This window comes from Rhizobium sp. HT1-10, from assembly GCF_049472505.1.
In the GTDB taxonomy this organism is placed as follows: Bacteria; Pseudomonadota; Alphaproteobacteria; order Rhizobiales; family Rhizobiaceae; genus Rhizobium.
Window position 1 is genome coordinate 886,541 of record NZ_JBCEBQ010000001.1, and the last position, 12,926, is coordinate 899,466.

17 protein-coding genes are annotated in these 12,926 nt (G+C 60.9%); 10 read left to right on the forward strand and 7 right to left on the reverse strand.

What is annotated here, in order from left to right:
• Positions 1-213 precede the first annotated feature (213 nt).
• Positions 214-426 carry a hypothetical protein gene (locus tag VH564_RS04420; protein WP_423338572.1) on the forward strand — a complete coding sequence of 71 codons (213 nt, stop codon included), beginning with the start codon at positions 214-216 and terminating at the stop codon, positions 424-426.
• Here the strand turns inward: VH564_RS04420 and dprA are convergent.
• Genes dprA through VH564_RS04440 form a run of 4 tightly spaced genes read right to left on the reverse strand, consistent with a single transcriptional unit; the run spans position 400 to position 4,435 of the window.
• Complete coding sequence (gene dprA / locus VH564_RS04425; protein WP_423338573.1) at positions 400-1,551, reverse strand: DNA-processing protein DprA; 1,152 nt, start codon at positions 1,549-1,551, stop codon at positions 400-402. The two genes, VH564_RS04420 and dprA, sit on opposite strands and share 27 nt — an antisense overlap.
• A 4-nt stretch (positions 1,552-1,555) precedes the next feature.
• Complete coding sequence (gene plsY / locus VH564_RS04430) at positions 1,556-2,161, reverse strand: glycerol-3-phosphate 1-O-acyltransferase PlsY (protein ID WP_423338746.1); 606 nt, start codon at positions 2,159-2,161, stop codon at positions 1,556-1,558.
• 46 nt (positions 2,162-2,207) lie between these two features.
• A complete protein-coding gene (locus VH564_RS04435; RefSeq protein WP_423338574.1) occupies positions 2,208-3,497 on the reverse strand; it encodes a dihydroorotase in 1,290 nt (429 codons plus the stop codon).
• Positions 3,494-4,435 (reverse strand): aspartate carbamoyltransferase catalytic subunit, encoded by a 942-nt coding sequence (locus VH564_RS04440; RefSeq protein ID WP_423338575.1) that lies wholly within the window; start codon positions 4,433-4,435, stop codon positions 3,494-3,496. The genes VH564_RS04435 and VH564_RS04440 overlap by 4 nt, the downstream gene beginning before the upstream one ends.
• Positions 4,436-5,212: 777 nt before the next feature.
• Between VH564_RS04440 and VH564_RS04445 the strand changes: the two genes are divergently transcribed.
• The 3 genes from VH564_RS04445 (at position 5,213) to VH564_RS04455 (ending at position 8,552) form a co-directional block, all read left to right on the forward strand.
• Positions 5,213-5,842 (forward strand): hypothetical protein, encoded by a 630-nt coding sequence (locus tag VH564_RS04445; RefSeq protein ID WP_423338576.1) that lies wholly within the window; start codon positions 5,213-5,215, stop codon positions 5,840-5,842.
• A 395-nt stretch (positions 5,843-6,237) separates the two neighbouring features.
• Positions 6,238-7,896, forward strand: coding sequence for an acyl-CoA dehydrogenase family protein (locus VH564_RS04450; protein ID WP_423338577.1), 1,659 nt, complete (start codon positions 6,238-6,240; stop codon positions 7,894-7,896).
• A 38-nt stretch (positions 7,897-7,934) separates the two neighbouring features.
• Complete coding sequence (locus VH564_RS04455; RefSeq protein WP_423338578.1) at positions 7,935-8,552, forward strand: GNAT family N-acetyltransferase; 618 nt, start codon at positions 7,935-7,937, stop codon at positions 8,550-8,552.
• Between the two features lie 42 nt (positions 8,553-8,594).
• Here the strand turns inward: VH564_RS04455 and vapC are convergent, their stop codons facing one another.
• Both vapC and VH564_RS04465 read right to left on the reverse strand, forming a co-directional pair.
• On the reverse strand, positions 8,595-8,984 hold the full coding sequence (vapC, locus tag VH564_RS04460) for a type II toxin-antitoxin system VapC family toxin (RefSeq protein WP_423338579.1): 390 nt from the start codon (positions 8,982-8,984) through the stop codon (positions 8,595-8,597).
• Positions 8,981-9,193 (reverse strand): type II toxin-antitoxin system VapB family antitoxin, encoded by a 213-nt coding sequence (locus VH564_RS04465; protein WP_423338580.1) that lies wholly within the window; start codon positions 9,191-9,193, stop codon positions 8,981-8,983. The genes vapC and VH564_RS04465 overlap by 4 nt, the downstream gene beginning before the upstream one ends.
• A gap of 192 nt (positions 9,194-9,385) precedes the next feature.
• On the opposite strand from VH564_RS04465, the gene VH564_RS04470 reads away from it, so the two are divergent.
• From VH564_RS04470 to VH564_RS04480, 3 genes are all read left to right on the forward strand, one after another.
• The gene (locus VH564_RS04470) at positions 9,386-10,045 is read left to right on the forward strand and encodes a TetR/AcrR family transcriptional regulator (RefSeq protein WP_423338581.1); all 660 of its coding nucleotides are present in this window, start codon (positions 9,386-9,388) and stop codon (positions 10,043-10,045) included.
• A 103-nt stretch (positions 10,046-10,148) separates the two neighbouring features.
• The gene (locus VH564_RS04475; protein WP_423338582.1) at positions 10,149-10,319 is read left to right on the forward strand and encodes a hypothetical protein; all 171 of its coding nucleotides are present in this window, start codon (positions 10,149-10,151) and stop codon (positions 10,317-10,319) included.
• On the forward strand, positions 10,316-10,648 hold the full coding sequence (locus VH564_RS04480; RefSeq protein ID WP_423338583.1) for a DUF6105 family protein: 333 nt from the start codon (positions 10,316-10,318) through the stop codon (positions 10,646-10,648). The genes VH564_RS04475 and VH564_RS04480 overlap by 4 nt, the downstream gene beginning before the upstream one ends.
• Here the strand turns inward: VH564_RS04480 and ruvX are convergent.
• Positions 10,585-11,079, reverse strand: coding sequence for a Holliday junction resolvase RuvX (gene ruvX / locus VH564_RS04485; protein ID WP_423338584.1), 495 nt, complete (start codon positions 11,077-11,079; stop codon positions 10,585-10,587). The genes VH564_RS04480 and ruvX overlap by 64 nt on opposite strands.
• 127 nt (positions 11,080-11,206) lie before the next feature.
• Between ruvX and VH564_RS04490 the strand changes: the two genes are divergently transcribed.
• The 3 genes from VH564_RS04490 to gatC all read left to right on the forward strand — a co-directional run bounded on the left by VH564_RS04490 (position 11,207) and on the right by gatC (position 12,923).
• Positions 11,207-11,920, forward strand: coding sequence for a metal-dependent hydrolase (locus VH564_RS04490; RefSeq protein WP_423338585.1), 714 nt, complete (start codon positions 11,207-11,209; stop codon positions 11,918-11,920).
• A gap of 67 nt (positions 11,921-11,987) precedes the next feature.
• Positions 11,988-12,512 (forward strand): hypothetical protein, encoded by a 525-nt coding sequence (locus VH564_RS04495; RefSeq protein WP_423338586.1) that lies wholly within the window; start codon positions 11,988-11,990, stop codon positions 12,510-12,512.
• 123 nt (positions 12,513-12,635) lie between these two features.
• A complete protein-coding gene (gatC, locus tag VH564_RS04500; protein WP_423338587.1) occupies positions 12,636-12,923 on the forward strand; it encodes an Asp-tRNA(Asn)/Glu-tRNA(Gln) amidotransferase subunit GatC in 288 nt (95 codons plus the stop codon).
• Positions 12,924-12,926 lie beyond the last annotated feature (3 nt).

The window sequence follows — 12,926 nt, forward strand, 5'->3', positions numbered from 1 at the left end:
GATGTTCCGGTTATCTTCACTTTCCGGCTCCTCGACATGGACAGGGAAATCGCTGCGGTCAAGAGGGATGGCACATTTTGACCCCTACAACGAGACGCAACCTTAAGGGGATTATATACAGGTTGCAATTTTAGATAAATGCTTTATCGTCTTTGACATGTAATGTGAAGATGCGGTCCGCCCGACGATCGCGCTCTGCGGCAGGAAGACGAAATGGCGCCTAAAGCTTTAAAAAACAAGGATGCCTCGGCCTTCGACGAAAACATCGCCTTTGTCCGGCAGATGCTTGCAGAGTTGCGGCAGGTAGCGGAAAAGGAAGGTGCCGATGTCCTCTGCTATCTCTTGGAAATGGCCTATGTCGAAGCGGGCGACCTGCAGAGCGGGCGCCAGCCTGTCGCATCAATCCAGCATCGCAAGCGACACTAGGCCGCCCGGATGCCGATGCAACCGTCCGGCGAGGTCGAGCTCCAGCAGGACGAGGTAGACGGCGGACGCCTGCAACCCGGTATGGCGGATGATATCGTCGATCTCGACTGGTGTCGGCCCCAGCGCATCGACAATGCGCGCGCGTTCATTGTCGTCGGGCGGCAGCAGCAGCGGCTTGTTCGGGTCTTCCCCCGGCTCTTCGGCAAGCGGTGGTGAAAACAGGTCTATCCGCGACAAAGGTGCCAGTGCCTCGATGACATCGCCCGAGCCGGTGGTGATCATCGCCCCATCCTTTAAGAGCCCGTTCGTCCCTTGACAGCGGGGATCGAGCGGCGAACCGGGAACGGCAAAGACCAGGCGACCAAATTCGCCGGCCAGCCTGGCGGTGATGAGCGAGCCCGAGCGCGTTGCCGCCTCGACGACGACGACACCGAGCGCCACGCCGGCGATCAGCCGATTGCGCCTTGGAAAATCGCGGGCCCGCGGTTCCCAGCCGAACGGCATCTCGCTGATGGCGACCCCGTCGCTGCCGCAGATCTCATTCAAGAGATCGACATTCTCCGGCGGGTAGGGCTGGTCGAGCCCTCCCGCCAGCGCCGCGATGGTGCCGGTCTCGATGCTTGCCCGGTGTGCCGCCGTATCGATGCCGCGCGCCAAACCCGAGATGACGGCATAGCCCGCCCGGCCGCAATCGCGCGCGATCATGGCCGCGAATTTCGCGCCGCTGATCGAGGCATTGCGCGAGCCGACGATGCCGACGGCAGGTTTGGCGGCGGTGGCAAGATTGCCTTTGACGGCTAGCAGCGGCGGCGCGCCGTCGATCTGCCGGAGTGCCGGCGGATAATCCGGTTCGCCGATGCCGATGAAGCGGGCGCCGAAACGGTTGGCGATGTCGAGTTCGCGCAGCGCGTCGCTTTCGCTGCAGATGCGGATCGCCCGCGTGGCGCCGCCACGCTGCGAGAGCTCCGGCAGCATCACCAAGGCCGTCTCCGCCGAGCCGAAATGATTGATGAGGTCGCGGAAAGTGGCAGGCCCGACATTGTCGGAGCGGATCAACCTCAGCCAGGCGATCCTTTGTTTTTCCGTCAGCGCAATCCCAGACCGTCCTGCGCTGCCCGTGGCCATGAACCTACCCCTTGGATCCGATCTTGCTTTCCGTCCCCGCCGTCAGCCTTGCAATGTTGGCCTTGTGTTTCCACCAGCAGATGAGGCTCATGAGCGTCATCGCCGCAGCAATCTTTTCGGGACCCAGTATCCACAATGCAACCGGAATGACAAGGGTTGCAACCAGCGCGGATAGTGATGAGTAACGGGTCAGGAACGCGAAGGCGAGCCACACGATGGCAAACAGCAGCACCATCGCCGGCGCCAGCGCCAGCAGGATACCGATATAGGTGGCAACGCCCTTGCCGCCCCGAAATCCGATCCAGACCGGGAAGATATGTCCGATGAAGGCGGCAAAGCCGGCCAGCAATCCGGCCTCGGCGCCGAACAGGTGGCCGCAGACGAGCACGGCAACAGTGCCCTTCAGGGCATCGAGCAGCATGGTGGCAACGGCCAGCTTCTTGTTGCCGGTGCGCAAGACGTTGGTCGCGCCGATGCTGCCGGAGCCGATGGAGCGGACGTCCCCGAGCCCGGCCATCCGCGTCAACACCAGGCCGAAGGGAATCGAGCCCAGGAGGTAGCCGACAGCAAGCGCGGCAAGAGCAAACGGCAGGGTGATCTGCCAATTCATGATGTCGGTCAAAGTGTCCCCCTAACGTCCTTATTCTACAGCGGGTTCAGCTCAGTGAGTAGACGAGCGCGCCCGCGACATAGGTCGCAACCGCCCGGCCGCTGAACCGTGCATCCTCGAATGGTGTATTCTTTGAGCGCGACAGAAGCATGTCCTTGGCCACAAGCCAAGGCTCGTCGAGGTCGATCAGCGCGATATCGGCCTTGGCGCCAGGCTTCAGCGTGCCGGCCTCCAGCCCGAAGATCTGCGCCGGCCGCGTCGACAGGGCGTCGATCAGCCGCATCAGGCTGACCTGGCCGCTGTGGTGCAGCCGCAGCGCAGCAGCCAGCATGGTTTCCAGCCCGATCGCGCCATCGGCGGCCTCGGCAAAGGGAAGGCGCTTGGTGTCGACGTCCTGCGGATCGTGGGAGGAGACGATGATGTCGATCGTGCCGTCGGCCAGCGCCTCGATCATCGCCATGCGGTCGTCCTCGGGACGCAGCGGTGGATAAAGCTTGAAGAAGGTGCGGTATTCGCCGATGTCGTTCTCGTTGAGCGCCAGATTGTTGATCGAGATGCCGCAGGTGACCTTGGCGCCGCGCCCGCGGGCGACCCTGATGGCCTCGGCCGATTCAGGCACGGAGATCATTGCCGCATGGTAGCGGCTGCGGGTCAGCGCCGCGATGCGCAGGTCGCGTTCGAGCGGAATGAGCTCGGCTTCGCGCGGGATGCCGGACAGGCCGAGCCAGCTGGCAAACAGCCCCTCGTGCATGACGCCGCCGGCGCCCAGATGCTCGTCGCGCGGAACGCTGGCGACGACAGCGTCAAATGCGCGACCGTAGGTCATCACCCGGCGCAGGACCTGCGCGTCATGGATGCTGGAATGACCGTCGGTAAAGACCACGGCACCGGCTTCCTTGAGCAGTCCGATCTCGGTCATTTCGGTGCCGGCAAGGCCCTTGGTCAGGGCCGCTGCCGGATAGACATTGACGACGGCCTTGTCGCGCGCCGTCTTCTTGACGAACTCCACCAGCGCGATGTCGTCGATCACAGGATCGGTGTCCGGCATCATGATAAAGGAGGTGATGCCGCCGGCCGCCGCCGCACGGCTGGCCGACGCGATCGTCTCGCGATATTCGCTGCCGGGCTCGCCGACATGGACGCGGGCATCGACCAGACCGGGCACGGCGATCAGCCCGTCGCAGTCGCGCACAGTAGCGCCCGTCGGCACCGCCAGGCTGTCGGCGTCCTTGCCTGACGCGACGATCAGGCCGTCTTCGACGATGATCGTGCCGGTTTCGTCGAGGTTGCGGGAGGGGTCGACGATGCGGACGTTTCTAAGGACAAGGTTGCTCATGCGCGCGGCCCCTGGTTCTGCGAGACAAGCAGCGTCTCCATGACGGCCATCCGGACGGCGACCCCCATCTCGACCTGTTCGGCAATGACGCTCTGCGGGCCGTCGGCTACCTCGGAGGCAATCTCGACGCCGCGGTTCATCGGCCCGGGATGCATCACGAGCGCGTCCTCCTTGGCGGCTTTCAGCGTCTCGGCATCGAGCCCGTAGAAATGGAAATACTCGCGCACCGACGGCACGAAGGCGCCGGACATCCGCTCGCGCTGCAGCCGCAGCATCATGACGACGTCCGCGTCCTTCAATCCTTCCTTCATCGAATGGCAGATCTCGACGCCCATCTCGGCCATGCCGGTCGGCAGCAGCGTCGCCGGCGCGACGACGCGCACCCGCGCGCCCATGGCATTGAGCAGGAGAATGTTGGAGCGGGCGACGCGCGAATGCAGCACGTCGCCGCAGATGGCGACGATGATGCGCGACAGCTTGCCCTTGGCGCGCCGGATGGTGAGCGCGTCGAGCAGCGCCTGGGTCGGATGCTCGTGCTGGCCGTCGCCGGCATTGACCACGGCGCAGGAAACCTTCTGGGCAAGCAGCGCTGCCGCCCCGGCGCTGGAGTGGCGAATGATCAGCACGTCCGGCCGCATCGCATTCAGCGTCATCGCCGTGTCGATCAGCGTCTCGCCCTTTTTGACAGACGAATTGCCGACCGACATGTTCATGACATCGGCGCCGAGCCGCTTGCCGGCCAGCTCAAACGACGCCTGGGTGCGCGTCGAGGCCTCGAAGAACAGGTTGATCTGGGTAAGCCCCCGCAGCGTCGAGGTCTTCTTCTCGCGCTGGCGGCTGATCTGCACCGCCTCGTCGGCCTTGTCGAGAAGATAGGTGATATCCTGCTCTTTGAGACCTTTGATGCCGATAAGATGGCGGTGGGGAAAGAAGACCATAGGGGCGCCCTCGGATGTCGTCAGGCGCTCTATAAAGAGCGCGCGGCGAGGGGGCAAGGCGGTTCGAAACGTTCAGCGCGGGGGGAGGGAGATTCGGCCACATGTTTCTGTAGTTTGTTTGGCGCGTCGAAAAGCGGGGCGGTATCGGCGGCGCTTGATTTCTCAAATCTGGCAGTGGACTTCCACTTCCCGAAATCGGCCGATGCGATTCACTAATCAAAACCATGCATTCCGCGACACCCCGCTCGCCCTTCTCAAAAGTGGACCGCCTATCTTAGGCCACGCCAGAAATAGCGGGCTAATTTGAATGGCCACATAAAGCGGCTGAGCTCAATACGATTCAACCGCTCCTCCCTCGGATCGACGAAACCAGGCACACAGGAGAGAGCGCCGGAGAGAACCCAGATCCGAGTTTCCCTGAAATACAGACCGAGCAATATTGGGGTTATCAAAATCAATCGAAAAAGGAAAAGATTTCTTAAAATGAGCTCCTTGATCATTCCGGCATGCCCTAGCGCAGATTGCTAAGTCACTTTAGATCAAACGAACTTTGTTTCTGCAACATGCGCTGCTGAAAATTGCGTGTGTCGAACTGAGCTCGAAACCGGCACGCCCGAGTCACTAGATTTCGGATCGCCGCGCGCATCAGGGATGTCCTGCAGGACTCAACCGTTGTAAGGCGCTGCGTCATTGGCAATAAGGAGAGCAGATAGCTCCATCTGCGGTTGACACCGCTCCGTCGTCGCCTCTAGTTTCCTCCTCTTTGGGGAAGCGAGAATGGGCAGACGACGTGTCGCGGGATACACATCAACTGCGATGAAAGCAGTAATATTGACCGCGGCGCAACTTTTCAGCTTTGCAAGCGCTCATGGCGAAGATGCGGGGCCTTTGCCTGTCAACAGTCACTCAAAACTGCTCGACGATCCTTGCGCTGCGATTAGTGCAGCATTCATAAAAACCTTTACCACGCCACGTTTTAGCTATCAAATCAAAGTTACAACTAATGGAAAACTCAACCGTATCGAAAGGAATGCGCGGATTGTCGAAAGTCAATTATATCTGAAGACTAGTAAAGGAGACTGGAGTCGCCACAATCTTTCGCTCCAACTGCCATCAGCCTCTCTGTTCCATATTTGCGTTCGGCAATCCGCAACAAGCAAAGCAGTGCATTACTCGGCCTGGGTGACTAATGAGGGGCCCATGGTGCCGATCGACATCTGGGTGTCAATTCAAACGGGAAAACTCGAACGCACTAGCAGGAGCTACAGCGCAACCGGTCAATCTTATCACGGTCGGACCGTGGAGCAGGAGTTCAGTTATGACGAGTCGAGCACAACGATACCGAAGCACTACATACAGGGCGATGCCTTTTCAGGATTGTGGCCAGGTGACGACGATTTAAGATGAGTTTTCGCAATTGGCTTAGCCTAGCAGGCCGATTGTTCAAGTGAACTAGGCGATAATGGGGTCGCCTACCTCGGCCCCCGCCACAGTTAGAGGGCGATTTGGAACATCGCTGGGTAGGTTAGATCAAACGACCGTTGTCTATGCAACTTGCGACGTCGGTCATTTGCGCATGTTTCATTGGGAGCGCAAGCGCCCCGTGCGAGTGACCCGTGGGGATCCAGTATTGTCGTGGAAGCATCTCGGCGGCGACCCCACGCCCGTGGCGAGGGTGTGTCTAGCATTCCCGACGCTGCAGTGCTGCCTTGAACGTCGACAGCGTACCCCCATTGTGTACATCGCCATGAATCTTGCCCGTGGACGTTTCCACCATAGGTGACTTCGGCTAGAAGCGATTCATGACCCAAACGCCCCGGAACGCCGACCCGTCGAACGATTTGAACCAGCCGAGCCTTTGGTCCGGCATCAATGCCTACCGTTCCGATCCCCTGATCGTCGATCTCACCGCCAATCTGCCGCGCAGCATTCGCGAGGATCTCGAGCAGATGGGCCGCTTCGTCACGTCCCATGAGGCCCAGGAACTGGCCCGCATGGCGAACCAGGGCGTGCCGCAGCTGAAGACCCACGGTCCGCGCGGCGAGCGGCTGGATGTCGTCGAGTTCCACCCCGCCTGGCACGCGCTGATGCGCCGCTCGATGTCTTCAGGGCTGCATTCGTCGATCTGGGATCCGCAGGCGGATGTCGATGCCAAGGACCAGGCCCACAAGGTGCGCGCCGCGCGCTTCTATCTGACCGCGCAGCTGGAATGCGGCCATCTGTGCCCGCTGACGATGACCAGCGCCTCTGTGGCGGCGATGATGGCAGCGCCCGCCGTGCAGAAGGACTGGGCGCCAAAAATCCTGTCGCGCAAATATGATTCGACCAACAAGCCGGCGATGCAGAAATCCGCCGTCACCATCGGCATGGGCATGACGGAAAAGCAGGGCGGCACCGACGTGCGCGCCAACACGACCTCGGCCGAACGGGTGGGGGAGGGCATCTATCGTCTCTCCGGCCACAAATGGTTCCTGTCGGCGCCGATGAGCGACGCCTTCATCATGCTCGCCCAGACCGGCGACGGTCTCGGCTGCTTCCTGGTGCCGCGGCTGCTCGAGGACGGGTCTGCCAACGGCCTGCATTTCCAGCGGCTGAAGGACAAGATCGGCAATCGCTCCAACGCATCGGCCGAAGTCGAGTTTACCGATACCTTCGGCTTCCTGCTCGGCAGCCCGGATGGCGGCATCCGCACCATCCTCGACATGGTGACTTTGACGCGGCTCGATTGTGCGCTGGCCTCGTCCGGCATCATGCGCGCCTCGCTGGCGGAAGCCGTCCACCATGCCCGCGGCCGCAGCGTCTTCGGCAAGCCGTTGGTCAGCCAGCCGATCATGACCCGCGTGCTTGCCGACATGGCGCTCGACGTCGCCGCCGCTACCGCCCTGTCGTTCCGGCTTGCCGAATCCTTCGACAAGGCGCGCGACAGCGCCGACGACGCCGCCTATGCCCGGGTGATGACGCCGGTCGCCAAATACTGGTGCTGCAAGATTGCGCCGGCGCTGATCTACGAGGCGATGGAATGCATTGGCGGCAGCGGCTATATCGAGGAGCGGCCGATTGCCCGGCACTACCGCGAGGCGCCTGTCAACGCCATCTGGGAAGGCTCCGGCAATGTCATGGCGCTCGACCTGCTGCGTGTGCTGAACCGGGGCCGCGACCTGTTCGAAACCGTGTTCGCCGGCCTTGCGCGCGACCTCGGACCGGCCGGCAAGAAGACCATCGATGTGCTGCGCGCCGCCATGGCGCTCTGTGAGCGCGACGAGGGGGCCGCCCGCCTGCTGATCGAGCAGTTGGCCTTGGCCGCGGCAGCCGCCGAGCTCTACCGGCTCGGCGCCGGCAAGGTGGCCGATGCCTTCATCGAAACGCGACTGGCCGGTGGCTGGCGCTCGACCTACGGCATGCTCGACAGCCGTTTCGACGCCAGCTACATCGTCGATCTGCTCTATCCACCCGCGACCTGACGGAGAGTTCGGCTCGCATCGAAACGTGAGGAGGACGTGTGGTTACGCTTCGCAGCTTTAGTCCCTCCGATATCGACAGCCTCTACGCCATCTCGCTGGCGACCGGTCATGCCGGCGGCGATGCCTGGCACCTCTATATCGATGGCCGGCTGATGGGCCATATCTATGTCGGCCCCTATGCGAAGTTCAGCCCCGAGACGGTTTTGGTCGCCGAGGACGACGAGGGCGTCGGCGGCTATATCCTCGGCGTCTTTGATACGCCCGCGTTCGAGGCGCGGCTCGAGCAGGACTGGTGGCCGGGACTGCGCGCGATCTATCCCGAGCCGACCGGGCCCTCGTCCGGATGGACGGCCGATGAGCGCCGCTGCTTCATGATCCACCACCTCCGACGCACGCCGGAGAGCCTTACCGAACCTTATCCCGCCCATCTGCACATGAACCTCCTGCCGCGCATGCAGCGCAGGGGCACCGGTACAGCGCTGCTGGAGCGCTGGATCACGATGGCGCGAAAGGCCGGGGTCAAGGGCATCCATCTCAGCGCCAATGCTGCCAATACCGGCGCCTTGCACTTCTGGCCGAGGCGCGGTTTCGAGCCGCTCTCCCCACCGGTGGTGCCGGTGTCGGACACGACGAGGTGGTATGGGCGGAAAGTTTGAGCGCCGTCCGGTGATCGTGCAGGGTTCAGGCAGGCACGACTTTCAGGCTACCATGAGCCCCAAGTATTTTGCGATAGGGTCGAAGTCGCGATTATTGTGAAGGAGGCTGTGGTTCTCTTCGATACAGAAGGTACCGATCACAACATCGACGGTGTTGCGTACGGTAATCCCTCGCTTGCGGAGCTCTCGATAGTTGCCGGCGGCCTTTGCCAACAGTCGGTCGCTGAGCATTTGCTGCACGGGGAACTGGCGAAGACCTTTTTCTATCAGCAAAGCTTCCGGTTCAGAACGCGCGCCCTGGAGCACTTCGAGAAGTATCAGGTCACCGACTAAAATTTCCTTGGTGTCATTGATATTTTTAAGGCGCTCGATCGTTGCAATATCGTTGCCGCAAAGCTGTGCAATCCAGACTGAGCTGTCAACGACGATCATATCTCGTCGTTTTCCGGCCGATCCCGTCGCATGGTCTGCAGATCTCCTTCCCAGCCGAGACCGGCAAGGCTGTCGATCGCCTTTTTCTGCCGATAGCGCATGACGAGATCGCGCAACGCTTCTTCAACGATTGCTTTTTTTGTCGCGAGGCCGGTGGCTTCTTTGGCTGCGGCCATCAACTCGTCGTCGAGTTCTATGTTGGTGCGCATGTTTCACCTCTGTGTATATTTTCGCCAGAATATACACCAAAATATGCGTGTCTTAAATAAGCCTCTTCGGCGGGGATCTTGGTGGCGCTTCCGATCATCCACAAGCAATGGGCAGCGTCGACGCACCCGCAGTTTGCGCCCTTGTGCTGACGCTGATAGGCACGCGGTAGGCGATTGATCACCGGAGAGCATATGTCAGACGCAGCCTTGATCCTCGAAAAGCCGACATCGGCGTCGGTCGATCCCGACAGGCGGATCCGCAACCGTCTGTCGACGGAAAAGTTGATTCTCGAATCGGCCAAAACGCTGCTGGCCGAGCACGGTTTTCAGGGGTTCGGCATCAACGCGGTCGCTCGCCGTGCCGGCTGCGACAAGCAATTGATCTACCGCTACTACGGCGGTCTCGACGGGCTGGTGGAGGCGATCGGCGCCGATCTCGGCAGCTGGGTGAGGGACCGTATCCCCGATGACAGCGGCGGCATGTTCCTGCTGACCTATGGCGACCTCATGGAGCGGCTGGCGCTGCTGTTCCTGGATGCCCTGCGCGCCGATCCCCTGATGCGGCGCATCGTCGCCTGGGAGGTGTCGGAGCAAACGGAGCAGGTCCGCAAGCTGTCGGAGGCGCGCTCCAAGGCCTTGGCCGCCTGGATCGAGCGCATGCGTGGATCGCTGGCGCCACCAAAGGGCGTCGATGCAGTTGCCGTCAACGCCATCATCCTCGCCGCCATCCAGCATCTGGTGCTGTCGGCAGCGATTGGCGGACAATGCGCGGGATTGTCGCTGAAAAGCGAGAAGGATTGGGACAAAGCGGCAACCGGACTGAAGCGCATCGTGCGCGCCGTCTACGGCTGAGCGCGTTCTCCACAGGCCGTTAACCTTAACAAATGGTTTACGTTGCGACAGCAGGGTTAACGGCCCAAGGTGGTCCGGTGATCAATTGTTAACCAGTGTAGCCATGACAGCAAAGCTGGCGAAAGCCGCATTATTTCTCGTCTCCATGATATTTTTTGCCGTTCTGGCGCTGAACATCGCGATTCCCGGCGTGGTTTTGGGAACGATGGCGCTCGCTAATTGGTTTATACTCTCAAGCGGCGAGCGCGTTTCCTACCGGGGAGCAGGTGCATGAAATGGTTTCTGCTGTTTTGGGGCGGGCCGATCTTCTTCCTCGGCAGCTGGTACTGGCTATCCTACTACGACATCAGCTTCGGCATATTCATGTACAGCCGCCAAGTTCATGACCTGACGTTCCAAGTCTACGGCGAAATCCTGGGGCTGCCACCCGAATCCATCCCGCCGCTGGTGCTGCGCGCGATCATCATCGACAGCCTCGTGGTGTTCGGGCTGATTGGCCTACGCAAGCGCAAGATCATACTGGCCTGGTGGCAGGCGCGTCAGGCGTCGAGATCAGGCGCCGCGCTGCGGGCAAGGGAAGACAGCCTGTCGAGCGCCCCCTGAAGGATGAAGCTCGCAGCCGCCGAATCGATCCGGTCGGCGCGTTTCGCCCGCGAGACGTCCATGGCGATCAGCTGCCGTTCGGCAGCGACAGTCGACAGGCGCTCGTCCCAGAAGACGAAGGGCAGGGCGGTCTTTTCCGACATCGCCCGCACGAAGGACTGCGTCGCCTGAACTCTGGGGCCCTGCGAACCGTCCATGTTGACCGGCAGGCCGATGATGAAGGCCGCCACCTTTTCCTTCTCCGCGAAAGCCAGCAGCGCTGCCGCGTCGGGCGTGAATTTTACCCGTTTCAGCACCGGCCGGGGCGTCGCGAACCGGCGCCCGATGTCCGACATCGACAGGCCGATGGTCTTGGTGCCGAGATCGAGCCCGGCCACTGCCTGGTTCGGTTGCAGCACGGCGGCGAGTTCTTCGATGGTAAGGACTGTCATCGGATTGTCGTCTCGTCAAAAGAAATTGAACGCGGCATCGGTGTCAATCGCCGTCGTCTGGACTATGTGGATGTTGTCCTTAGCATCCGGACCCGAATTTGCATCCCCTTATTCACGGAGTTCTCCCATGAAAGTCACCTGGCTCGGCCATGCCGCATTCCGCATCGAAACGGCGAAGGCCACCATCCTGATCGATCCGTTCCTCACCTATAACCAGTCCTTTTCCGACGCCGGCCTGACCATCGCCGACGTATCCAAGGGCGTCACCCACATCCTGCTGACCCACGGCCATGCAGACCATGTCGGCGACACCGCTGCCATCGCCAAGGAGGCCGGCGCCACCGTTCTTGCCAATGCAGACCTCGCGGCCTGGCTCGGTGGCAAGGGCGTCGAAAAGCTCGAATCCGGCAACACCGGCGGCACCGTCCATTTCGACGGCTTCACCGTGACCTTCACCAATGCGCTGCATTCCTCGGCCCAGCAGACCGAAGACGGCGTCTCGCACGCACTCGGCAATCCGAACGGCCTGGTGCTGCATTTCGACGATGAACCCACCCTCTATCACATGGGCGACACCGACATCTTCGGCGACATGGCGCTCATCAACGAACTGCATCAGCCTGAGATCGGCATCGTGCCGATCGGCGACCGCTACACCATGGGCGGTGCCGTCGCAGCGCTCGCCTGCCAGCGCTTCTTCAATTTCAAGACGGCAATCCCATGCCACTACGGCACTTTCCCGGTCATCGACGCCACCGCCGACAAGTTCGTCGCCGGCATGGAAGGCGCAGCCACCAAGGTCGCCGTTGCCAAGGTCGGCGAGGTCCTGACCTTCTCATAATGTTTCAACATTAAGTTGCATTAACCGATGGGGCCAATATACTTGTGTCCCATCGGGGGGCGATTTGATGGAAAGCAAACTAAAGCATTCAATTCATTCGACGCTGCGGGAAAACATTATCGAACATCTTTTCGCTGGGGAAATTTTGCGGCGTCTCTGGCAGAAAGGCATAGTCGATGCGGAAATTTTAAAAAGTGAATTTGATGCTGGCGGATACGATCTCGTTTTGACATGCCGGTACGTGACTCGACACATCCAGCTCAAGGTAAGCATAGAAGGCGGCGCTCGCGCTCACGTGGGGGTGAACCTTCGATTGTCTGAGAAGCCAAGCGGTTGCGTGATTTGGATTGCGGTTGATGATGGTTTGGCTTTCAAAGGGTTTCTCTGGTTTGGCGATCAGCCCGGTAAACCGCTGCCCGATATGAGCGAGATGAACGTCGTAAAGCATACCAAAGGGAACGCGCAGGGCGTTAAGGCCGAGCGGATCGGTCACCGGCTCGTCAAGCGCAATAAGTTTTTAATGGTGGACGGTCTCGATAGCTTGCTGGTGCATCTACTCGGCGAAGACGTAGTTCAAGTGCCGAGCTCGTGAGCGGGTCTGCTTTTGAGCCGGGAAAAGCGCGCTATAGAAATGGGGCGCATTGAAGATACACCCGTTGCACCCGACGGACATGGCCTTTATAGCGGGTAGAAAATATCCCAGCCGGAGAATGCCATGTCCGTCGATCTTGCCATCGTCAAGCGCGTTGCGCGCCTCGCCCGCATCGCCGTCACAGAAGACGAAGCCAGCCGCATGGTCGGCGAGCTGAATGGCATCCTCGGCTTCGTCGAGCAGCTCTCCGAAGTCGACGTGACGGGCATCGAGCCGATGACTTCGGTCACCCCGATGGCGATGAAGAAGCGCGCGGATATCGTCACCGACGGCAGCAAGGCTGACGATATCGTCGCCAACGCTCCGCTCACCGACCGCAATTTCTTCCTGGTCCCCAAGGTCGTCGAATAGGCG

Excerpts from the sequence above, each read along its gene's own strand:
- VH564_RS04495 (WP_423338586.1), top strand. The coding sequence starts at position 11,988 with ATGGAAAGCAAACTAAAGCATTCAATTCATTCGACGCTGCGGGAAAAC.
- VH564_RS04490 (WP_423338585.1), top strand. The coding sequence starts at position 11,207 with ATGAAAGTCACCTGGCTCGGCCATGCCGCATTCCGCATCGAAACGGCG.
- VH564_RS04445 (WP_423338576.1), top strand. The coding sequence starts at position 5,213 with ATGGGCAGACGACGTGTCGCGGGATACACATCAACTGCGATGAAAGCA.
- VH564_RS04450 (WP_423338577.1), top strand. The coding sequence starts at position 6,238 with ATGACCCAAACGCCCCGGAACGCCGACCCGTCGAACGATTTGAACCAG.
- vapC (WP_423338579.1), bottom strand. The coding sequence starts at position 8,984 with ATGATCGTCGTTGACAGCTCAGTCTGGATTGCACAGCTTTGCGGCAAC.
- VH564_RS04440 (WP_423338575.1), bottom strand. The coding sequence starts at position 4,435 with ATGGTCTTCTTTCCCCACCGCCATCTTATCGGCATCAAAGGTCTCAAA.
- VH564_RS04470 (WP_423338581.1), top strand. The coding sequence starts at position 9,386 with ATGTCAGACGCAGCCTTGATCCTCGAAAAGCCGACATCGGCGTCGGTC.
- VH564_RS04480 (WP_423338583.1), top strand. The coding sequence starts at position 10,316 with ATGAAATGGTTTCTGCTGTTTTGGGGCGGGCCGATCTTCTTCCTCGGC.
- VH564_RS04420 (WP_423338572.1), top strand. The coding sequence starts at position 214 with ATGGCGCCTAAAGCTTTAAAAAACAAGGATGCCTCGGCCTTCGACGAA.
- VH564_RS04465 (WP_423338580.1), bottom strand. The coding sequence starts at position 9,193 with ATGCGCACCAACATAGAACTCGACGACGAGTTGATGGCCGCAGCCAAA.
- ruvX (WP_423338584.1), bottom strand. The coding sequence starts at position 11,079 with ATGACAGTCCTTACCATCGAAGAACTCGCCGCCGTGCTGCAACCGAAC.
- dprA (WP_423338573.1), bottom strand. The coding sequence starts at position 1,551 with ATGGCCACGGGCAGCGCAGGACGGTCTGGGATTGCGCTGACGGAAAAA.
- VH564_RS04435 (WP_423338574.1), bottom strand. The coding sequence starts at position 3,497 with ATGAGCAACCTTGTCCTTAGAAACGTCCGCATCGTCGACCCCTCCCGC.
- gatC (WP_423338587.1), top strand. The coding sequence starts at position 12,636 with ATGTCCGTCGATCTTGCCATCGTCAAGCGCGTTGCGCGCCTCGCCCGC.
- VH564_RS04475 (WP_423338582.1), top strand. The coding sequence starts at position 10,149 with ATGACAGCAAAGCTGGCGAAAGCCGCATTATTTCTCGTCTCCATGATA.
- plsY (WP_423338746.1), bottom strand. The coding sequence starts at position 2,161 with ATGAATTGGCAGATCACCCTGCCGTTTGCTCTTGCCGCGCTTGCTGTC.